Source organism: Caulobacter sp. DWP3-1-3b2 (genome assembly GCF_049896325.1).
In the GTDB taxonomy this organism is placed as follows: domain Bacteria; phylum Pseudomonadota; class Alphaproteobacteria; order Caulobacterales; family Caulobacteraceae; genus Caulobacter.
Genome location: NZ_JAFCUB010000035.1, coordinates 22,303 through 40,511 on the forward strand (window position 1 = coordinate 22,303; position 18,209 = coordinate 40,511).

Consider the following 18,209-nt stretch of genomic DNA (forward strand, 5'->3'; position numbering starts at 1 on the left):
AAGTACAGCCTTCCGGTAGCGCTGCAGGGCCGCGACGTTTTATCTGCCCGCCATGGCGTCCTTGATCTGCCGGGCGATCTCCTCGGGGGACAGGCCATAGGCAAGCGGCTTGACGAAGCGGCCCTTGGGATCGACCAGATAAATCACCGTCGTGTGATCGACCGTGTAGTCCGGCCCGTCGCCGACCTTCTTGGAATAGACGCGGTAGGCCTTGGCGGCGGCGGCGGTCTGCTCCGGCGTGCCGGTTAGGCCCAGGGTGTTCCTGGGCAGGTAGTCGGCCGACAGATAGGCCTTCATCTGCTGGGGTGTGTCGCGCGCCGGGTCCACCGAGACGAAGACGATCCTCAGGTCCTTGGCCTTCGGACCCAACTGGTCGCTGGCCGTCGCCAGGGCCTGCAGCGTGCCGGGGCAGACGTCGGGGCAGTAGGTAAAGCCGAAGAACACCGCGTTCCACTGGCCGTTCAGCACCTTCTCGGTGACCGGTTGGCCGTCTTGGTCGACCAATTGGAACGGGCCGCCGATCAGCGCCGGTTGGGGCTGGCGCTTGAACATCCCGGCGCCGGCGATCAGCGTTCCGGCGATCAGGACAGCGGCCATGGCGGCCAGAATGGCGACTACGCGATGACGCGGCATCGGCTCTCGAACCTTTCGTTCTCGCCAGACGGGAAAGTCTGGCCCTATGGTGCGACATGGCAGACGCTTCGTTCAGGAACGCGCCGCACAGTTCGCCTCGGACGGGGCTCGATAGGCCCGACGGGGAGACGGCGCAAGACGAGGACTGGTCCTGGGCGGGACCGGGGCTGCGTCGTGGGCGCCTGAGGGTTCGCACCCTGATCGCCCAACGCTGGCTGATGGTGGCGGGCCAGACGATCGCCGTGTTGGTGGCGGGGCCGGGTCTGGACCTGAAGATTCCCTACACCCTGTGCTTCTCGCTGATCGCCTTGTCGGCCTGGCTTAACGTGCTGATCGGCTTGGCGTTCGGGGGGCAACGGATGGCCCGCGAGGGCGAGGCGACGGCCCAGATCGCCTTCGACATCCTGCAACTGACGGGCATGCTCTATCTGACCGGCGGGATCATCAATCCATTCTCCCTGCTGCTGATCGCCCCCGTGACCCTGGCGGCCGCCACCCTGCCGGCCCGGTTCGCCGCGGCGATGGGGGCGCTGGCGGTGGCGGCCTGTCTGGTGCTGGCCGTCGTCCATCTGCCCCTGCCCTATCGTTCGGCAGCGGGTCCCGGCCCCATGCCCGGCATGCTGACCATGATGACCATCGTGCTGTCGCGGGTGCTCGGCATCGCCCTGACCGGCGCCTATGCCTGGCAGGCGGCGACGGAATCAGCGCGGATGGAACTGGCGCTCAATGTCACCGAGACGGTGTTGGCCCGCGAGCAGCGGCTGTCGGCCCTGGGCGCCCTGGCCGCCGCCGCCGCCCACGAGCTCGGCACGCCGCTAGCCACCATCTCGGTCGTCGCCCGCGAGATGGTCCGCAACGCCCCCGACGAGCAGACCCGCGAGGACGCCGAGCTGATGATCGGCCAGGCCGCCCGCTGCCGCGAAATCCTGCAGCGCCTGACCGAGATGCCCGAGGCCAAGGACGCCGTGCACGAGCGGATGAGCCTGGTCCAGTTGGTCCAAGAGACCATCGAGCCGCACATGATCCACGGCGTCCGCGTCGAGGCCGTGGTCAATGGCCCGTCCGGCGAGGCGGCGCCCGACATTTGGCGGCGGGCCGAGGTGATCCATGCCCTGACCTCGATCGTCGAGAACGCCGTCGACTTCGCCCGCGCGGAGGTGATCGTCATCGCGCGTTTCGACGCCCGCGCCGTGGTCATCGAGGTGCGTGACGACGGTCCCGGCTTCTCGCCCGAGGTGCTGGCCAAGCTGGGCGAACCCTATGTGACCTCGCGCCCCGGAGCGGAGGGCTCGCGCACCGGCCATATCGGCATGGGACTGGGCTTCTTCATCGCCAAGACCCTGCTGGAACGAACCGGCGCCACCGTGGATTTCAGGAATGGACGGCGTGGCGGCGCGGTTGTGGCGGCGCGCTGGCCGCGATCGGCGCTGGAAGCGCCGGGCTTCGTGGGCGTATGAGCATGAAACGCTTGCGGTCCAATGGAATCGGGCGACATGATGACCCCCAGGGGTTCAGGTTAAGTATTGGCGCGGGGAGGCGCTGAGTTCATGGCGGATATCGTAGAACTGGTTGCGGCCTTGCCGGACAAGTCCCTGCTCCTGCTCGACGACGACGCGCCTCTCCGGACGCGTTTAGGCCGGGCGCTGGAGCAACGCGGATTTTCGGTGACACTCTGTGCTTCGGTCGCCGAAGCCATGAGTTCTCTACGAAGTCATGCTCCCGCCCACGCGGTTCTCGACATGCGTCTTGAGGACGGCACCGGTTTGAAAGTCGTGGAAGCCGTGCGCGATGCGCGCCCCGACGCCAAGGTCATCATGCTGACGGGCTATGGCAACATCGCAACCGCCGTGGCGGCGGTGAAGGCCGGGGTGATCGACTACCTTTCCAAGCCCGCCGACGCCGACGACGTGGCCCGCGCCCTGCTGGCCGCCAAGGGCGACGCCCCAACCCCGCCGGAAAACCCGATGAGCGCCGACCGCGTCCGTTGGGAGCACATCCAGCGCGTCTACGAGATGTGCGGCCACAATGTCTCCGAGACCGCCCGCCGCCTCAACATGCACCGCCGGACCCTGCAGCGCATCCTGGCCAAGCGCGCGCCGCGGTGACTGCTGATGGGGACATGCGCATGCGCATGTCCCCAATCGTATGGCTCACATCGCCGAAATGCCGCCGTCGACCTTGATCTCCGCGCCGGTCATGAACTTGCTCTCGTCGCTCGCCAAATAGAGCACGGCGTTGGCGATATCCAGCGGCTCGCCGATGCGGCCCAGCGGCACCTGCCGCGCCAGCTTGGCATGGGCCTCCTCCTTGCCGAACCGCGCTGTGAAGCCATCCAGGATCGGCGTGTCGATGAAGGTCGGGTGGATCGAGTTGGATCGAATGTTCAGCCCCTGCTTGGCGCAGTAGAGGGCGATGTTCTTGCTGAGCAGCCAAACCGCCGCCTTGGAAGCGTTGTAGGCCGGCGAATTGCCGTTGGCGATCAGGCCGGCGATCGATGAGAGGTTGATGATCGAGCCCGGCTGGTGGGCCCGCATGTGGGTCAGGGCGTGCTTGGCGCCCAGGAACACCGAGTCGACATTGACCGACATCACCTTTTTCCAGAGCCCGAAATCAAGGCTCTCGATGGGGCCATCGCCGCCGATGCCGGCGTTGTTGACCAGCACCGACAGGCCACCCATCGCCTCGGCCGCCTGTGCCAGAACCTCGATCCACTGGTCTTCCTGGGTGACGTCCAGCTCATAGGCGAAGGCCGTGCCCGCGCCGTGGGCGGCGTTCAACTCGTCGGCCACGGCCTGGACGCCGGAGAAATTGATGTCGGCCACGGCGACCTTGGCCCCGTGCTCGGCCAGCAGACGCGCCGCCGCCGCGCCCAGGCCTTGGGCGCCGCCCGTGATGAAGGCCTTCTTGCCAGCGACCCGGCCCATGCTTTGCGCCATTCGGCGTCCTCCCAATTATAATTCAAACGATAGTTTGAACCGGATGGGCGGCTGGAGGAAGGGGGAAACGCAAGTCCTCCCCTGTGAGGCAGGTGTCGGCGCAGCCGACGGAGGGGGAAGCGATTGGCAGGCCGCAAGGCCGACGAGCTTCGATCCCAGAACTCCCCCACCGATCGCTTCGCGATCACCTCCCCACAGAGGGAGGAACTCAGCCGGCGATCTCATCCATGAACCGGGCCATCGTCACGTCCAGGTCGCTGACCCCGTCGGCGTCGTGGGTGGTGAGCACCACCTCGACCCGGTTGTAGACATTGAACCATTCGGGATGGTGGTCGAGCTTGTCGGCCAGCAGGGCCACGCGGGTCATGAAGCCGAAGGCGGCGTTGAAGTCCGCGAACCGGAAGGTCTTGCTGATCGCATCCTTGTCGGACACGGTGGCCCAGCCCTCCAGCTGGGCGAGGGCGGCGGGCGCGCCGATCTTGGCGGGGCGGGACATGGCGGCTCCTGCGGAAGGCTTTCCCCAGTCAGAACGCCAAACCGGTCGCCGCCGCAAGGTCCGCCAACGCCTGGTCTTCCGTAGCGACCTTGATCGCGGTCATGCCCAAGGCTGCCGCCGGCTTGCAGTTGACCCCCAGGTCGTCGAGATAGACGCAGTTTTCCGGCGCGACGCCGAGCGCCTCGCACATCATCTGATAGATGCGCGGATCGGGCTTGCGCACCCCGACCTTCGAGCTTTCCAGCACCACCTCGAATTCAGCGATGATCCGCGCCACCGCCGCCGCCTTGTCGGCCGAGCCCGACATGCCCGCGCCATGGCCGGTGACCACGTTGTTGGTGATGCAGCCGACCCTGAAGCACGCCTTGCAGGTCTTCAGCGCCGCCACCACGCGTGGACGGATGTCGCCCGACAGCAGCGGCAACACCTCGGCGCCGGCCAGTGGGTGGCCCAGGCGCGCGGATTCTTCCAGGAACCGGGCGTCGAAGGCGGGGGCGTCGATTTCGGAACGCTCGAACAGCGCCCAGGCGTTGGTGTCGGGGTTGGTGGCGTTGACCCGGCGGATGAAGTTCTCGGGCAGGCCGCGCTGAGCCTCGAACCGCGCGAAGGCCTCGAAGGGCGACGTGGTGAACACGCCCCCGAAATCCCAGATCACCGCCTCGATCGCCATATCGCCCTCAAACAACTGTTTAATCGCACGCTAGGCCGGGAGAAATCTCATGGCAACGCTCGCGTCGCGGATGAAATCCTGAGCGCGCCCCTTACGCTTCTGATTTGTTAACTTTCTGGAGTTTCCGCATGTCGCGCCGCCTCGTCCTTTCGCTGTTGCTGCTCGCCGCGCCGGCTTTCGGTGCCGGCGTCGCGACGGCTCAGGACCGGCCGGGCCTCTACCTTGATCCCCAGCAATTGCCGCCCGACACGCGCTCGGGCGAATGCGTCACCCGCCGGGTCACCGGTCCGGGCGGGGCCTATCGTTGGGATCGGGTGGAATGCGAGGGCGACGGCGGTTGGAGCGATTTCGATCGTTGGGGGCATGGACGTCCGCTGAACGTCGAGAATCGGACGGAACGCGGCGGCCGCTACGGTTATGAATATCGGCCCGGGTGGGGATCCGGGCCGAACGATCGTCGCTACCGCGTGGCGGGCCGCGACGGCGACGGCTTCCTGGTCTGGCTAGGCAAGCAGCCATAGGAACACGATTTTTTGGCCCGAGGATTGCGTCCGGGGGGACTGGACGCATCAATTCGGGACGGGGGGACTACCATCATGCGATCGCCTAACGGGCCGCTCTTCAAGCGATATGAGATCATCGCCATCGTCGCTTTCGTGTTGGCGGCTGTCGCCGTCAGCAGCTCGAGGCTGGTCTACTAAGCCAGCTTTCGAGCGGGTTCGGAACACAAGGCCCCCGTCTGCGCGTTGTGGGCGGGTACCGGAGGTTCCCGCCCTGTCCACGCCGTCGATCACGTCCGCTCAAAACCCCGCCTGGCATCACAGGGCGGTGAAGCATTGGCGCGGCCTGCCGCCTGGCGCGCGGCGCGGCATGCTCGCCGCGACCCTGGTGTTCGCGGCCGTCATCGTCTTCCTGATCCTCTTCGATTGGAACTGGTTTCGAGGCCCGGTGGGCCGATTGGCTTCGGCCCAGCTGAACCGCGAAGTGGTCATCCAAGGCGACCTGCGGGTCCACCCCTGGTCGTTCTCGCCCAAGGTCGAGGCCTATGGCGTGCGCGTGGCCCAGCCCGATTGGGCGCCGAAGACAGGGGATCAGGCCGGGCGGCCCATGGCCAAGGTCGACCGCATCGCGGTGCAGATCAAGATCCTGCCCCTGCTGAAGGGCGAGGTGATCCTGCCGCTTCTGGCCGTCGATCGACCCGACGTACGCCTGTTGCGCGAGGCCTCGGGCCGCGCCAACTGGGTGTTCGGCAATCCCAACGCCCCGAAAAAGCCGCTGAAGCTGCCGGCCATCCAGCACTTCATCATCAATGACGGCCAACTTCGCTACGAGGACAAGCAGCGCGACATCTTCTTCAACGGCATGGTCAGCTCCAACGAACAGGCGACCGGCGACGGGCGGGGCAAGTTCGTGCTGGAGGGCAAGGGCCAACTGAACCGCTCGCCGTTCACCGCCATGGTCACCGGCGGCCCGCTGCTCAACATCTCGCCGCGCAGGCCCTATCCGTTCGACGCCACGGTCGATGCGGGTCCGACTCATGTCACCGCCAAGGGTGACATCACCAAGCCCTTCGACCTGGGACGGTTCGAAACCCAGGTCAGCGTTTCGGGTCCGGACCTCAACCGGCTGTACGCGCTCACCGGCCTGACCCTGCCCAACACCCCGCCCTACAAGATCAGCGGCCACCTAAGCCGCAAGGATGAGCGCTTCGATTTCCAAAAGCTTGTCGGGCGCATCGGCGACAGCGACGTCTCGGGCGACCTGTTCGTGCTGATGGGCAAGGAACGCCCCTATCTCGAGGCTGACCTGCAGTCCAAGCGGCTGGACTTCGATGACCTGGGCAGCCTGGTCGGCGCCGCGCCGGCCACGGGCAGGGGCGAGACCGCCTCGGCCGGCCAGAAGGTCGAGGCCGGACAGCGCGACGCCACCCAACGCCTTCTGCCCGACGCCACCCTGCAAGTGGATCGCGTCAAGGCCATGGACGCCAAGGTCAAGTACCGCGCCCTGGCCGTGAACGCGCCCAACCTGCCGCTGAAGAAGGTTCGCCTGGACCTGACGCTGGACAAGGGCGTGCTGACCCTGGACCCGATCGCCTTCAGCTTCTCGCGCGGCGATCTGGCCGGCAAGATCCGGCTCGACGCCAATCCCAAGGTGCCACGCACCGATCTCGACCTGCGGCTGACCAACGCCAAGCTTGAGGACTTCATTCCGATCAAGAGCGGTGGGCAGCCGGCGATCGAGGGCGGGGTGATGGCCCGCGCCAAGCTGACCGGCTACGGCAATTCGGTGCACCGCGCCGCGTCCAGCGCCAATGGTCAGGTGACGGTTGTGTCGCCCAAGGGCGAGATGCGCCAGGCCTTCGCCGAGCTGCTGGGCGTCAACGCCTCCAAGGGCCTGATCCTGCTGCTGTCGGGCGACAACCGCCAGACCAGCGTGCGCTGCGCCGTCGCCGACTTCACGGTCAAGGACGGGATCATGCGCTCCAACCAGATCGTCGCCGACACCGGCGTGGTGCTGGCCAAGGGCACGGGCACGATCGACCTGCAGAACGAGAAGCTGGACCTGCGCATCGAGGGCCAGAGCAAGAAGCCCCGCCTGGTGCGGCTGTTCATTCCGATCAACATCAAGGGCCCGTTCATGGCGCCCAAGGTCGGGCTCGACACCAGCGGCGCGGTGACCCAGGGCGGTATCGCCGCCGTGCTGGGAACGCTGGTCAACCCGCTGGCCGCGATCATCCCCTTCGTCACCGGCGGCGGCGCCAAGGACGCCGACTGCGCCAGCCTCGTCGCCGAGGCCCGCGGCGACGGCGCCCCGGTGAAGGTGACCCAGACCACGCCGGCCAAGGTCAAGAAGTAGGGTTGGGCCGGGGTGCGGCCGGGGACATGCCCATGGCCATGTCCCCGGCGGTTCTTTAGGCCAGTCGGAAGAAGAACACCCGCGCCGCGCCGTAATCGCGCGCGTCCAGCCGCTCGAAGCCTTGCGGCGCCGGGTCGAGTTCGTCGCGGCCGCGTTCGAACATCACGATGGCGCCAGGCGCCAGCCAGTCGCCGGCGATCAGTTCGGCCAAGGCCTTCTCGCCCAGGCCCTTGGCATACGGCGGATCCAGAAAGGCGATCGTGAACGGCGCGCCGACGCTGGCGGGGCGCAGGCCCAGATCGGCGGCGTCGCGGCGGTGGACCTTGGTCTGGCCGAACAGGCCGAAGGCGTCGATGTTCTCGCGGATCGCGCCGCGCGCCGCGTCGTCGGTCTCGACGAACACGCAGAAGTCCGCGCCGCGCGAGATCGCCTCCAGGCCCAGGGCTCCGGAGCCTGCGAACAGGTCGATCACCCGCGCGCCGTGCAACTCGGGAGCCCAGGCGGCGTGCTCCAGGATGTTGAACACCGCCTGGCGGGCTCGATCGGAGGTGGGGCGCGTGGCAGCGCCCGGCGGCGTGGCGATGGCCTTGCCGCGATACTGGCCGGAGACGATGCGCATGCCTAGGCCTCGGAAGGCAGGGGCGCCGGCTTGAGCTGCAGGCGGCGGCCGATCAGGGCCAGGGCCAGGCTGATCGCCCCAATGCCCAGGAACCCCCAGGGGGTGTGCGTGCCGAGGCTGAGGAACGACAGGCCGCAAAACAGGCCCGGCAGCAGCGTCACGCGCAGCAGGATGAACAGCCGCACGCCCAGGCCTAACGGCTCTGCCAGCTTGCCGATGAAGGCCGCATGGGTCCAGATGAGGCCCTGGGTCAGGCCGATGACAGCCACCAGGCTGACATAGAGGATCAGCGGCCCAGCCGTGTGCACGCCCCACAGCAGCTGCGTCGCCAGGGGCAGCAGCGCCACCAGCCCCAGCATCAGAAAGTTCAGCACGTCCAGCAGGGCGTCGGCGCGCCGCAGACGGGAGAAGGTTCGCCGGTGGCTGATCCACAGCACGCCGATGGTCGCGAAACTAACGGCATAAGACTGCAGCTTGGCGGCCATTAGATGGAAGAAGGATCCGACCTCGCCATCCCAGCCTTCGGGTGGGTGGATCTCGATAGCCAGCAGGGTGATGGCGATGGCGAACACCGCGTCCGAGAACAGGATCAGACGGTGGAGGTGCTGCTCTTCCTTGTCTGCGATGTTGGTCATGGGGCACCCCGTCTTTGAACCGATGTGTGCCGCGCTCCGGCCATCGCGGCAAGTCGCCTGTTGGGCGCCTTGCGTCCCGCGCGGCGAACGCCTAGCGGTGAACCAGGATTTGAACGGGAATGACGGTGCTAGCAAAGCTTCAACGGTCACCGTTCCTGGACGACCTGACCCCCGACGACCGGCGCGTGAGCCGCGTCTTGCTGACCTTGCCGCTGGGCGTCGTGGCCGCCTTGCTGACCGCCGTGATCGCCGGACTCTTGGTCTTCCTGGTTTTCCTGTTCGGCGCGGGCCTGGGCGAGGCGCGGTTGATGGACGCCCTGCGCGGTCGGGTTCCGCTGGGCGGCGACGTCATGATGGTGATGTTCGTCCTGGCCCTGCTGGCGGCCACCAATGGCGGCATGGCGGCCGCCTTCACCGCCGTCGCGGCGCGCTTGCATCATCGGCGGCTTCGCTCCTACGTCACCGCCGCGCCCCGCTTCCGCTGGCGGTTGACGCTGCTAGGCCTGGCCCTGTTCGCGGCGGGCATCGGGCCGCTGCTGCTGCTGTCGGTGGCGCTGGATCCCAAGACCGCGACCATCACCGCGCCGATCCTGACCATCAGTCCCAGCCTGGAGGGCCGCGCGGCCTATGCGGTCGGCGCGGTCGTCCTGCTGCTGCTGGCGGCGGCGGCCGAGGAACTGGTGTTCCGCGGCTGGATGCTGAAGGTGCTCGGCGCCTACACACGCTCGCCATGGGTGCTGATGACCGTCAGCGCGGCGGCGTTCTCGGCCGTGCATTTCGATCCCAATCTCGACGCCAACCTGATCCGCGCGGCGATGGGCGTCGGCCTGGCCTGGAGCGTTCTGCGCCTGGGCGGCATCGAGTTCGCCATCGGCGCCCACGCCGCCAACAACATTCTCATCCTGCTGTTCCTGCAGCCGATGTCGCTGAAGCCCGAGCCGCCGCACGCCTTTCCGCTGGAAGTACTGATCCTCGCGCCGCTGATCCTGGCCGGCTACGTCGCCATGGCCGAGATCGCCGCCCGCTGGACGCCGCTGCGGCGGTGGAGCCAGGTGGCTGTCGCCTAGGCTAAGACCAGCGAAGGGGCGGCGCTTCGGCCCTCAGGGCCAGCAGCGACGCGCGCAGCTTGGTCATGAAGGCGTGGCGGTCACCCTCCCAGGCCAGGGGCTCGCCGACCAGCACCGCGCAGTTCAGCGGCACGGGGATGGTCTCGCCCTTGGGCAGCACGCGGCCGGCGCCCTGGATCCAGACCGGCGTCACCGGCGCGTCGGGAAAGGCCTCGGCCAGACGGGCCACGCCGCTCTTCAACTGACCCATGCCCTCGTCGCCCTCGCCGTCGCCCCGCGTGCCTTCCGGAAACACCACGACGATGTCGCCGGCCGCCAGGGCCGCGCGGGCGGGCGCGAGAACGTCCTTGTCGCGCCCGAACTTGCGCCGCGCCACGGGCACGATGCCGATCACGTGGCGCGAGAACCAGCCGATCACCGGGTCCCTGAGGAAATAGTCGGCCGCCGCCGCTGGCCGCACCCGCGCCAGGGCTCGGGAGGGAAAGATCGCCAGCAGCAGTAGGGTGTCGACATGGCTGGAATGGTTGGCCGCGACGATCGCCGGTCCCTTCAGTGGCAAGCGCTCGCGCCCCGAAACATCGGCCCCCGTCATGAACAGCGCCAGGGGGCGGGCCACCAGGATCAGCAACAGGAAGCGCAACCAGCCCTTCATGGTCAGAACTTCACCAGGGCGAACAGCGCCAGCAGATGGAAATAGAGCGGGGCGGTGAAGGTCAGGCTGTCGGCGCGGTCCAGCACCCCGCCGTGGCCGGGGATGGCGTGGGAGGTGTCCTTGACGCCGATGTCCCGCTTGACCGCGCTCATGGTCACATCGCCCGCGAAGCCCGCCACCGGCAGGGTCACGGCGACGACCAGCAGGCCCAACCCGGCCAGCGGGGTGAACACCGGCCCGACGAACCAGATCAGCAGGGCTGTCGCCAGCCAGCCGCCGAGGAAGCCTTCCCAGGTCTTGTTGGGGCTGACGGTGGGGGCGATCTTGTGGCGGCCCAGCAGCTTGCCGAACACATATTGCGCCACGTCGTTGAACTCGGTGACCAGCAGCAGGAAGAACACCAACCCAGCCGCCCCGGCCGGCAGGGGTTCGCTGGCCGGCGTGCGCATCAGGAAGGCGGCGAAACCCAGGTTGTAGACGCAGGTCACCAGGCCCCAGTGAAAGGTCGCGGCAGTGGTGAGAAAGCCGCGCGTCTGCCCCAGCATGGCCATCAGGAAAGGCAGACCCAGGAAGGTCCAGACCGGGATGAACACCAGATAGAACATGTACTGGTCGGCGGCGACGAAACCGTAGGCGGCGATCAGGATCAGATAGGCCGCCAGGATCGCCGGACGGTCCTCCTTGCGGATCGGGGCCAGGGACAGGAACTCGCGCAGGGCCATGAACGAGATCAGGGCGAAGACTACGACCGTGGCTTGCCACCCCACCAGCAGCGCCCCGGCTAGCAGGGCCACCATCACCCACCAGCTGGCGATGCGCTGGCGCAGTTCGAGATAGGACTTGTCCGGCCGCAGCGCCGTGAGCACTGCGGCGACGATCCCGGCCACCCCCAACAGGATCACCACGCCGACCAGGCCCGCGAGCAGGGCGGGCGGTTGGGCGGCGATGAGGGCGCGGATGGTCGGAAGAATGGTCCTGCGTCTCCTGGCGGCGATCGGGTTTAGCTATAGCCTAGTTCGTGTTCGCGACCACCGGAGCGCCGCATGACCGACGACCTCGACAACCGCCGACCGCTGAAGGTGCGCCAGGCCGCCTTCGCCCGGCGCCTGGCCCAGCGTCTGGCCGACGCCAAGATCACCCCCGACGCCATCTCGGCGATGAGCGTGGCCTTCGCCTTGCTGGGCGGGGCGCTGCTGGCGGTGTCCGGCGCGTTCGACGGGTTCATTCGGGGCGCGTGCCTGGTCCTGGGTGCGGCGTGCATCCAGGGCCGGCTGCTGTGCAACCTGCTGGACGGCATGGTCGCGGTCGAGCACGGCCGGGCCAGCAAGGCCGGGCCGGTGTGGAACGAACTGCCCGACCGTGTCGCCGACATCTTCCTGCTGGCAGGAGCGGGTTACGGCGCCCAGACGGCCGGGCTTGTCGGGGCAGACGCCCTGGGTTGGATCGCCGCCGTGCTGGCGGTGCTGACCGCCTATGTCCGCGAACTGGGCCGAGGCCTGGGCTTGCCCGCCGATTTCTCGGGCCCGATGGCCAAGCAGCATCGCATGGCCGCTCTGACGGTGACCTGCGGGATCTCGGCGTTTGAGCCCCTTTGGGGCGGCCAGGCGCAGGTGCTCGTCGTGGGGCTGGCGGCCATCGCGATCGGGACGCTGGTCACTGTGGTCCGGCGGACACGGAACCTGGTGCGGGGACTCAAGGGCTAGCCCGCAGCGCCGGGGAGCGGACGGTCCCCGTCCTATCCGCTAACGCTTGCCGCGTGGTCCGCCGGCGCCGCTGGACTTGCCGCCCGGACGAGGGGCCGACTTGGCCATCCCAGGCTTGGACCACACCTTGCCCGCTTCGCCGGGCCTGGTCGCGCCGGTCGCCTTGACCGTGCTGGGCTTACTCCCCGGACGCGCGCCGGGGCTGCTGGCCGGCTTGCCCGAACCCTTGGCGTCCAGCGGCTTATAGCCATTGGCCCGCAGCGCGCCCAGCTTCGGCTTCGACGGCGGCCTGGAAGACGGAGCGCTCTCGGCCTTGGCGGGCCGCTCGGTCTTGCCGCTGGCCGCGCGCTTGTCGGCGGCGTTCTTGCTGGCCATGCCCTTTTCGCGCACGCGCTTGGCGGCGGCGTCGCGGTAGGACAGCGGCTTGGGGCCGATCATCTTGCTGTCGAGCGACTTCTTGGCCGCCCTCACGGGCTCGCGGCCAGCGATCACCGGCTTCTTCTTGGGCTTGGCCCAGCCCGGCTTACGGACGAACTTCGCCTCTTCCACCGGTTCCTCTTCGGTGATGATCGACACCTGGGTCAGCCTGTTGCTGCGCGGCACGCCGCGCCGCTGCATCTCGCCGCCGCCCGTCGTGCCCACGGCCTTGATCGGATCGGCCACGCCCATGAACTGCGGCTTGTCGCCCTTGGGCATGTTCTCCTCGGAGACGATGCCGTCCAGCAGTTCCCGGATCACCCGGGGGCCGACCTCCTCGACCTGGCCCGGCATCAGCGTGCCCAGGGCGAACGGGCCGTAGGACAAGCGGATCAGGCGATTGACCTTCAGGCCGAGCGACTCCAGCACGCGCCGCACTTCGCGGTTCTTGCCTTCGCTCAGAGTGAGGGTGATCCAGATGTTCTTGCCGCCGCCGACCTTTTCCTGGGCCTTGTCGAGGCGGGCCTCGATCGGGCCGTAGCGGACGCCCTCGACCGTGCAGCCGTCCTTCAGCCTGTCCAGCTTGGCCTGGGTGGTGTCGCCGAACGCTCTGGCGCGATAGCGCCGCACCCAGGCGTTGTTGGGCATTTCCAGGGCGCGTGACAGGGCGCCATCATTGGTCAGCAGCAGCAGGCCCTCGGAATTGAGGTCCAGCCGGCCGACCGAGATCAGCCGGGGCAGGTCGCGCGGCAGGGCCTGGAACACCGTCGGGCGTTCCTTGGGATCGTTGTGGGTGGTCATCAGCCCGGTGGGCTTGTGATAGCGGAAGACGCGCGTCGCCTCGGGCGCGTCGATCATCTTGCCGTCGACCGTGAGGATGTCGTCGGCGCGAACCTTGACGACGGGACTGGTCAGAACCTCGCCGTTCAGCGCCACGCGCCCGGCTTCGATCAGCCGCTCGACCTCGCGCCGCGAGGCCACGCCAGCCCGAGCCAGCATCTTGGCGATCCGCGAACCGCCCTCGCCGTCGTCTTGACCGGGGACGGCGTTGTCATGCAGGTGGGGCTGGTATTTCTCGGTCATGGCGTCGGTCCTTCAAGGGGAGAGGCGCATCTCACGATGGGCAGCTTTCTAATGCGCACTGAATGCGGCCCGGATCAAGTTTGACCGCGTTCAGAAATAGTATATACTAAGTATAATATCTGGAGTTAGCGCAGTGAAGTACGGGCCTCTGAAGCACCATCTGGAAGGGCTGTTCCCAGCGGTCGAGACCCGGCTCGATTTCGCGGACATCGAACGCATCCTGGGCTTTGGCCTGCCACGCTCGGCCTATGAGCACCCGGCCTGGTGGTCGAACACCCGCGCCGGACACTCGCACGCGGCGGCATGGCTCGACGCGGGCTGGAAGACGGCCGCCCTCGATCGCGCGGCGCGAACCGTCGGCTTCGTCAAGGCTGAAGCGGCGCCCGCCGGCGTGGCCGAGGAGCAGGCGGCGTTCCTGCAAGACGCCCCCGCTATGGTGACCTTTCCGCTCGCCGCCCTGGGCGAACGCGCCCTGCGGATGATCGACGAGCACGCCAAGGAGCACGGCGGCGACCGGGCCGGCGCCTGCGTCACCCTGCTGAACCAATTGGCCAATGATCGGCTCGTGGCGATGGTCGAGTGGTTCCAGAACGCGTCAACGCCGTCCACGATCTCCGGCGCCGACTTGATCCGGGAGGATCGAGACAGCGATGAGCGATGAGGTCGTGCTGGACGCCTCGGTCGCTCTTGACTGGCTGCTTCCAGGGCCAGGATCGGCGGCGGCGCTGACCTTTATGCGATTGGGTGCGAGACGAATTGCGCCAGACCTGATCTTCGCCGAATTTGCTTCGGCCGCGACGAAGTTCGTTCGGCGTGGCCTGACCTCGAAAGCGGATGCGCGCGCGGCTGTCGAGCGGCTGCCCCGATTGATTGACCAAGTCGCGTCCTTGGGTGATCTGGCGGGACCTGCCTATGATTTGGCGACCAGCCGCGGCTTTTCCGCCTATGACAGCCTCTACTTGGCCCTGGCGCTCCGACGGGGCCTCCGTCTGGTCACCGCCGACGCGAAGCTGGCCAGACGGGCGGCGGATGTCGGGTTTTCCGCCCATGTCCATCTCCTGACCCCGGAGTCCTGACCATCGCCGCCCTGCTCACCGACGAAGCCGCCATGGCCCTGGCCCTCGACGCCGCGCGCGACGCCGCCGCGCGCGGCGAGACGCCGGTGGGGGCGGTGATCCTCGATCCGGCGACGGGCGAGGTCGTGGCGACGGCCGGCAACGGGCCGATCGGCGCGCATGACCCCACGGCCCACGCCGAGATCACCGCGATCCGGCTGGCCGCCGCGCGCTTGGGCAATTACCGCCTGACCGGCCTGACCCTGGTGGTCACTCTGGAGCCCTGCGCCATGTGTGCCGGGGCGATCAGCCACGCACGGATCGGCCGGGTGGTGTTCGGGGCCGAGGATCCCAAGGGCGGGGCGGTGGTGCACGGCCCGAAATTCTTCGCCCAGCCCACCTGCCACTGGCGGCCCGAGGTGACCGGCGGGGTCATGGCGCAGGAGAGCGCTGACCTGCTGCGAGGCTTCTTCAAGGCGCGGCGAAAGAAGTAGGGCTCTGCGCCCTAATTCACCATCGCCGAGCCCAGAAGCACCTTGGCGCCCTTGCGGCCCAACACCTTGTCGGCGGCCTCCTGCATCCGCGAGCCCAGATAGTCGAGGTTCGGCGCCGCGCCGCGCGGCATGCCGGCGGTGTAGGTCATCAGCACCTGGGCGAAGGCGGCGCGCAGGCGGGGTTCGGACTGCTTGGCGCGCTCCATCACCTTGGGATCAAGGGCCTCGATGCCGCTCTCCAGGGTCATGACCCCGCGCCGGCCGTCGCGACGGATGGTGGTGGCGGTGATCGTTTCGAGGGCGAAATAGGCCACGGGCGCCCCCTTCTCCTCCTTGCCGTGGCCGGCGAAGGCGGGCGTGGCGGCGAGGCTGGCGGCGGCCAGCAGCGACAGGACGGGGATCAGGAGGGCGCGGCGCATGACGCCTTGTGACACGACGGGGTTGACGTCCTCTTTACGTCTGGCGCGCACAAAGGGGCGTTAACCATGAAACGCCCCGCTCCACGATCCTCGCGGCGGGCGCGCAGGAGATTGAAATTGGGGCGCTTTTCTCCGAAAAACCTCGATCTGGACGGCAAGGTCATCTTGGTGACCGGCGGCACCGGGTCGTTTGGCCGCCGCTTCATAGAGACCGTGCTGCGGCTGTCGGACCCGCGGAAGGTCATCATCTATTCCCGCGACGAATTGAAGCAGAGCGACATGCAGCAGGAGCTGCGCGAGCAGTTCGATGACGCCACCTATGGCAAGCTGCGGTTCTTCATCGGCGACGTGCGCGACCGCCAGCGCCTGACCCTGGCCCTGCGCGGCGTTGACATCGTCATCCACGCCGCCGCCCTGAAACAGGTGCCCGCCGCCGAATATAATCCGTCCGAATGCATCCACACCAATATCATGGGCGCCGAGAACGTGGTCTGGGCCAGCCTGACCAACCAGGTGAAACAGGTGGTCGCCCTGTCGACCGACAAGGCCTGCAACCCGATCAACCTCTATGGCGCGACCAAGCTGGCCTCGGACAAGACCTTCGTGGCCGCCAACAACCTGTCGGGCGACATCGGCACGCGCTTCGCGGTCGTTCGCTATGGCAACGTCGTGGGGTCGCGCGGCAGTGTGGTGCCGCTCTACAAGCGCCTGCTGAGCCAAGGCGCGACCGAGCTGCCGGTCACCGACCCGCGGATGACCCGGTTTTGGATCACCCTGAACGAGGGCGTGGCCTTCGTGCTGTCGTCGTTGGAGCTGATGCGCGGCGGCGAGATCTTCGTGCCCAAGATCCCGTCGATGACCATGCCCGACCTCGTCAAGGCCATGTCGCCCCAGGCCGGCGTCAAGATCGTCGGCATCCGGCCGGGCGAGAAGCTGCACGAGATGATGATCAGCGCCGACGACGCCCGCGCCACGGTCGAGCTGGAAGACCGCTACGTGATCGAGCCGACCTTCGTGGAATATCCTCGCGACCGTTTCGGCCCGGCCGATGGCGCCAAGCCGGTGGACGAAGGCTTCAGCTACAGCAGCGACAACAATGACGATTGGCTGAGCGAGACCGGCCTTAACGCCATGCTGGCCGAGAAGGCCTGAGGTGTCGGACCTGCCGCTCCTGCCCCCCTTTCTCCCTTATGGCCGTCAGACCATTGAGGACGACGACGTGGCGGCGGTGGCGGCTGCCCTGCGCGCCGACTTTCTGACCACGGGCCCGACCGTCGAGGCGTTTGAGACCGCGTTCAAGACCAAGGTCGGGGCCGAGCACGCCGTCGCCGTGGCCAATGGCACCGCCACCCTGCACCTGGCCATGCTGGCCCTGGGGGTCGGCGAGGGCGACGTCTGTATCGCGCCGTCGGTCACCTTCCTGGCCACCGCCAACTGCGCCCGCTATGTCGGGGCCGAGGTGGTCTTCGCCGATGTCGATCCCGATAGCGGCCTGATGACGCCCGAGACCCTGGCCGACGCGCTGAAGCGCGCGGGCGACCGTCGCGTCAAAGCCGTGCTGCCGGTGCACTTGCGCGGCGACGTTTGCGATCTGCCGGGCCTGAAGGCCTTGGCTGACGGCATTGGCGCGGTGCTGGTCGAGGACGCGCCCCATGCGCTGGGCTCGGTGGGGACCTTTGACGGCGTGGTCCACCGGGTCGGCGATGGCGCCTTTTCGGCCTTCGCCAGCTTCTCGTTCCATCCGGTCAAGACCCTGGCCACCGGCGAGGGCGGCATGCTGACCACCAACGACGCGGCCCTGGCGGCGCGGGCTCGCTCCCTGCGCGGCCACGGCATGGTGCGGCCCGAGGGCGCCGCGCCGTGGGTCTATGAGATGCCGGAGCTGGGCTTCAACTATCGCATCCCCGACGTGCTCTGCGCTCTGGGGATCTCGCAGCTTTCCAAGCTCGACCGCTTCGTGTCGCGGCGGCGGGCGCTGACGGCGCTCTATGCCGAAAAACTGGCGGTCCTGGTCCCGCACGTGCGCCTGGCTGAGAGCCCCGCCTGGTCCGACCCGGCCCTGCACCTGCTGACCGTGCTGATCGACTTCGAAGCCGTGGGCACAACCCGCCGCGCGGTGGTCGAGGCCCTGAAGGCGGCGGGGATCGGCAGCCAGGTTCACTACATCCCGGTCCACACCCAGCCCTATTACCAGACCCGCTACGGCGCCCTGGAGCTGCCCGGAGCGGATGCCTGGTACGCCCGGTGCTTGACCCTGCCGCTGTATCCGACGATGGCGGATGAGGATGTGGAGCGGGTTGTGGCGGCGTTGGCGAGAGCGTTGGGGCGGTAGTGCGCGAAACCCTCTCTCTTCGAGCTAGCAGGTTCACACATCTCGATTGAGCGAGTGGACGAGCTCTGATTCATTGGGTTCATCTGACGGGAGATGGCGATGGATCTGCTGCTGGGGCGGTTTGGCGACCGCCGCCTGGAAA

General features: G+C 67.9%; 21 protein-coding genes. 11 read left to right on the forward strand and 10 right to left on the reverse strand.

Translation table 11 applies throughout. The annotated features are described in order from the left end of the window. Positions 1–39: 39 nt before the first annotated feature. A complete protein-coding gene (locus ACP7AG_RS17595) occupies positions 40–633 on the reverse strand; it encodes an SCO family protein (RefSeq protein ID WP_426032420.1) in 594 nt (197 codons plus the stop codon). A 56-nt stretch (positions 634–689) separates the two neighbouring features. On the opposite strand from ACP7AG_RS17595, the gene ACP7AG_RS17600 reads away from it, so the two are divergent. Both ACP7AG_RS17600 and ACP7AG_RS17605 read left to right on the forward strand, forming a co-directional pair. Continuing rightward, on the forward strand, positions 690–2,090 hold the full coding sequence (locus ACP7AG_RS17600) for an ActS/PrrB/RegB family redox-sensitive histidine kinase (RefSeq protein ID WP_426010127.1): 1,401 nt from the start codon (positions 690–692) through the stop codon (positions 2,088–2,090). A 90-nt stretch (positions 2,091–2,180) separates the two neighbouring features. Then, complete coding sequence (locus tag ACP7AG_RS17605; protein WP_426010125.1) at positions 2,181–2,738, forward strand: ActR/PrrA/RegA family redox response regulator transcription factor; 558 nt, start codon at positions 2,181–2,183, stop codon at positions 2,736–2,738. 45 nt (positions 2,739–2,783) lie between these two features. Here the strand turns inward: ACP7AG_RS17605 and ACP7AG_RS17610 are convergent, their stop codons facing one another. From ACP7AG_RS17610 to ACP7AG_RS17620, 3 genes are all read right to left on the reverse strand, one after another. Further along, positions 2,784–3,569 carry an SDR family oxidoreductase gene (locus ACP7AG_RS17610; protein ID WP_426010123.1) on the reverse strand — a complete coding sequence of 262 codons (786 nt, stop codon included), beginning with the start codon at positions 3,567–3,569 and terminating at the stop codon, positions 2,784–2,786. A gap of 208 nt (positions 3,570–3,777) precedes the next feature. Next, complete coding sequence (locus tag ACP7AG_RS17615) at positions 3,778–4,065, reverse strand: 4a-hydroxytetrahydrobiopterin dehydratase (RefSeq protein WP_426010122.1); 288 nt, start codon at positions 4,063–4,065, stop codon at positions 3,778–3,780. A gap of 28 nt (positions 4,066–4,093) precedes the next feature. Further along, positions 4,094–4,735: an HAD-IA family hydrolase gene (locus ACP7AG_RS17620; protein WP_426011275.1), complete on the reverse strand. Its 642-nt coding sequence runs from the start codon at positions 4,733–4,735 to the stop codon at positions 4,094–4,096. 128 nt (positions 4,736–4,863) lie between these two features. On the opposite strand from ACP7AG_RS17620, the gene ACP7AG_RS17625 reads away from it, so the two are divergent. Together ACP7AG_RS17625 and ACP7AG_RS17630 are read left to right on the forward strand one after the other, a co-directional pair. Next, a complete protein-coding gene (locus ACP7AG_RS17625) occupies positions 4,864–5,256 on the forward strand; it encodes a hypothetical protein (protein WP_426032422.1) in 393 nt (130 codons plus the stop codon). 349 nt (positions 5,257–5,605) lie between these two features. Continuing rightward, entirely contained in the window at positions 5,606–7,591 is a 1,986-nt protein-coding gene (locus ACP7AG_RS17630) for an AsmA family protein (RefSeq protein ID WP_426032424.1), read from the forward strand. A gap of 55 nt (positions 7,592–7,646) precedes the next feature. Here ACP7AG_RS17630 and rsmD read toward each other — a convergent pair whose 3' ends face one another. Together rsmD and ACP7AG_RS17640 are read right to left on the reverse strand one after the other, a co-directional pair. After that, entirely contained in the window at positions 7,647–8,210 is a 564-nt protein-coding gene (gene rsmD, locus ACP7AG_RS17635) for a 16S rRNA (guanine(966)-N(2))-methyltransferase RsmD (RefSeq protein ID WP_426032426.1), read from the reverse strand. 2 nt (positions 8,211–8,212) lie between these two features. Next, entirely contained in the window at positions 8,213–8,845 is a 633-nt protein-coding gene (locus tag ACP7AG_RS17640) for a TMEM175 family protein (protein ID WP_426032428.1), read from the reverse strand. A gap of 119 nt (positions 8,846–8,964) precedes the next feature. Between ACP7AG_RS17640 and ACP7AG_RS17645 the strand changes: the two genes are divergently transcribed. Next, the gene (locus ACP7AG_RS17645; RefSeq protein WP_426032430.1) at positions 8,965–9,912 is read left to right on the forward strand and encodes a CPBP family intramembrane glutamic endopeptidase; all 948 of its coding nucleotides are present in this window, start codon (positions 8,965–8,967) and stop codon (positions 9,910–9,912) included. Position 9,913: 1 nt separating this feature from the next. Here ACP7AG_RS17645 and ACP7AG_RS17650 read toward each other — a convergent pair whose 3' ends face one another. Together ACP7AG_RS17650 and ACP7AG_RS17655 are read right to left on the reverse strand one after the other, a co-directional pair. After that, a complete protein-coding gene (locus ACP7AG_RS17650; RefSeq protein WP_426032432.1) occupies positions 9,914–10,564 on the reverse strand; it encodes a lysophospholipid acyltransferase family protein in 651 nt (216 codons plus the stop codon). A gap of 2 nt (positions 10,565–10,566) precedes the next feature. Continuing rightward, positions 10,567–11,469: a phosphatidate cytidylyltransferase gene (locus ACP7AG_RS17655; protein ID WP_426032434.1), complete on the reverse strand. Its 903-nt coding sequence runs from the start codon at positions 11,467–11,469 to the stop codon at positions 10,567–10,569. Positions 11,470–11,607: 138 nt separating this feature from the next. Here ACP7AG_RS17655 and ACP7AG_RS17660 point away from each other — a divergent pair, with 138 nt between their 5' ends. After that, entirely contained in the window at positions 11,608–12,267 is a 660-nt protein-coding gene (locus tag ACP7AG_RS17660; RefSeq protein WP_426010107.1) for a CDP-alcohol phosphatidyltransferase family protein, read from the forward strand. Between the two features lie 39 nt (positions 12,268–12,306). Here ACP7AG_RS17660 and ACP7AG_RS17665 read toward each other — a convergent pair whose 3' ends face one another. Further along, positions 12,307–13,767, reverse strand: a complete 1,461-nt coding sequence (locus tag ACP7AG_RS17665; protein WP_426032436.1) for a pseudouridine synthase — start codon at positions 13,765–13,767, stop codon at positions 12,307–12,309. 133 nt (positions 13,768–13,900) lie between these two features. Here ACP7AG_RS17665 and ACP7AG_RS17670 point away from each other — a divergent pair, with 133 nt between their 5' ends. The 3 genes from ACP7AG_RS17670 to ACP7AG_RS17680 are packed head-to-tail and all read left to right on the forward strand — an operon-like array spanning position 13,901 to position 15,316. Continuing rightward, positions 13,901–14,428 carry a DUF7662 domain-containing protein gene (locus ACP7AG_RS17670; RefSeq protein WP_426010103.1) on the forward strand — a complete coding sequence of 176 codons (528 nt, stop codon included), beginning with the start codon at positions 13,901–13,903 and terminating at the stop codon, positions 14,426–14,428. Further along, the gene (locus tag ACP7AG_RS17675; RefSeq protein ID WP_426032437.1) at positions 14,418–14,843 is read left to right on the forward strand and encodes a type II toxin-antitoxin system VapC family toxin; all 426 of its coding nucleotides are present in this window, start codon (positions 14,418–14,420) and stop codon (positions 14,841–14,843) included. The genes ACP7AG_RS17670 and ACP7AG_RS17675 overlap by 11 nt, the downstream gene beginning before the upstream one ends. A 32-nt stretch (positions 14,844–14,875) precedes the next feature. Then, complete coding sequence (locus ACP7AG_RS17680; protein ID WP_426032439.1) at positions 14,876–15,316, forward strand: nucleoside deaminase; 441 nt, start codon at positions 14,876–14,878, stop codon at positions 15,314–15,316. An 11-nt stretch (positions 15,317–15,327) separates the two neighbouring features. On the opposite strand, the gene ACP7AG_RS17685 is transcribed toward ACP7AG_RS17680, so the two are convergent. Further along, a complete protein-coding gene (locus tag ACP7AG_RS17685) occupies positions 15,328–15,735 on the reverse strand; it encodes a hypothetical protein (protein ID WP_426032441.1) in 408 nt (135 codons plus the stop codon). Positions 15,736–15,852: 117 nt separating this feature from the next. Here ACP7AG_RS17685 and pseB point away from each other — a divergent pair, with 117 nt between their 5' ends. Then, positions 15,853–16,887: a UDP-N-acetylglucosamine 4,6-dehydratase (inverting) gene (gene pseB, locus ACP7AG_RS17690; protein WP_426010098.1), complete on the forward strand. Its 1,035-nt coding sequence runs from the start codon at positions 15,853–15,855 to the stop codon at positions 16,885–16,887. A 19-nt stretch (positions 16,888–16,906) separates the two neighbouring features. Further along, on the forward strand, positions 16,907–18,067 hold the full coding sequence (gene pseC / locus ACP7AG_RS17695) for a UDP-4-amino-4,6-dideoxy-N-acetyl-beta-L-altrosamine transaminase (RefSeq protein WP_426032445.1): 1,161 nt from the start codon (positions 16,907–16,909) through the stop codon (positions 18,065–18,067). The last annotated feature ends 142 nt before the right edge of the window (positions 18,068–18,209 follow it).

Excerpts from the sequence above, each read along its gene's own strand:
- ACP7AG_RS17675 (WP_426032437.1), top strand. The coding sequence starts at position 14,418 with ATGAGCGATGAGGTCGTGCTGGACGCCTCGGTCGCTCTTGACTGGCTG.
- ACP7AG_RS17605 (WP_426010125.1), top strand. The coding sequence starts at position 2,181 with ATGGCGGATATCGTAGAACTGGTTGCGGCCTTGCCGGACAAGTCCCTG.
- ACP7AG_RS17660 (WP_426010107.1), top strand. The coding sequence starts at position 11,608 with ATGACCGACGACCTCGACAACCGCCGACCGCTGAAGGTGCGCCAGGCC.
- ACP7AG_RS17650 (WP_426032432.1), bottom strand. The coding sequence starts at position 10,564 with ATGAAGGGCTGGTTGCGCTTCCTGTTGCTGATCCTGGTGGCCCGCCCC.
- ACP7AG_RS17645 (WP_426032430.1), top strand. The coding sequence starts at position 8,965 with ATGACGGTGCTAGCAAAGCTTCAACGGTCACCGTTCCTGGACGACCTG.
- ACP7AG_RS17640 (WP_426032428.1), bottom strand. The coding sequence starts at position 8,845 with ATGACCAACATCGCAGACAAGGAAGAGCAGCACCTCCACCGTCTGATC.
- ACP7AG_RS17600 (WP_426010127.1), top strand. The coding sequence starts at position 690 with ATGGCAGACGCTTCGTTCAGGAACGCGCCGCACAGTTCGCCTCGGACG.
- ACP7AG_RS17610 (WP_426010123.1), bottom strand. The coding sequence starts at position 3,569 with ATGGCGCAAAGCATGGGCCGGGTCGCTGGCAAGAAGGCCTTCATCACG.
- ACP7AG_RS17595 (WP_426032420.1), bottom strand. The coding sequence starts at position 633 with ATGCCGCGTCATCGCGTAGTCGCCATTCTGGCCGCCATGGCCGCTGTC.
- ACP7AG_RS17620 (WP_426011275.1), bottom strand. The coding sequence starts at position 4,735 with ATGGCGATCGAGGCGGTGATCTGGGATTTCGGGGGCGTGTTCACCACG.
- ACP7AG_RS17615 (WP_426010122.1), bottom strand. The coding sequence starts at position 4,065 with ATGTCCCGCCCCGCCAAGATCGGCGCGCCCGCCGCCCTCGCCCAGCTG.
- ACP7AG_RS17625 (WP_426032422.1), top strand. The coding sequence starts at position 4,864 with ATGTCGCGCCGCCTCGTCCTTTCGCTGTTGCTGCTCGCCGCGCCGGCT.
- ACP7AG_RS17665 (WP_426032436.1), bottom strand. The coding sequence starts at position 13,767 with ATGACCGAGAAATACCAGCCCCACCTGCATGACAACGCCGTCCCCGGT.
- rsmD (WP_426032426.1), bottom strand. The coding sequence starts at position 8,210 with ATGCGCATCGTCTCCGGCCAGTATCGCGGCAAGGCCATCGCCACGCCG.
- ACP7AG_RS17680 (WP_426032439.1), top strand. The coding sequence starts at position 14,876 with ATGGCCCTGGCCCTCGACGCCGCGCGCGACGCCGCCGCGCGCGGCGAG.
- ACP7AG_RS17630 (WP_426032424.1), top strand. The coding sequence starts at position 5,606 with ATGCTCGCCGCGACCCTGGTGTTCGCGGCCGTCATCGTCTTCCTGATC.
- ACP7AG_RS17685 (WP_426032441.1), bottom strand. The coding sequence starts at position 15,735 with ATGCGCCGCGCCCTCCTGATCCCCGTCCTGTCGCTGCTGGCCGCCGCC.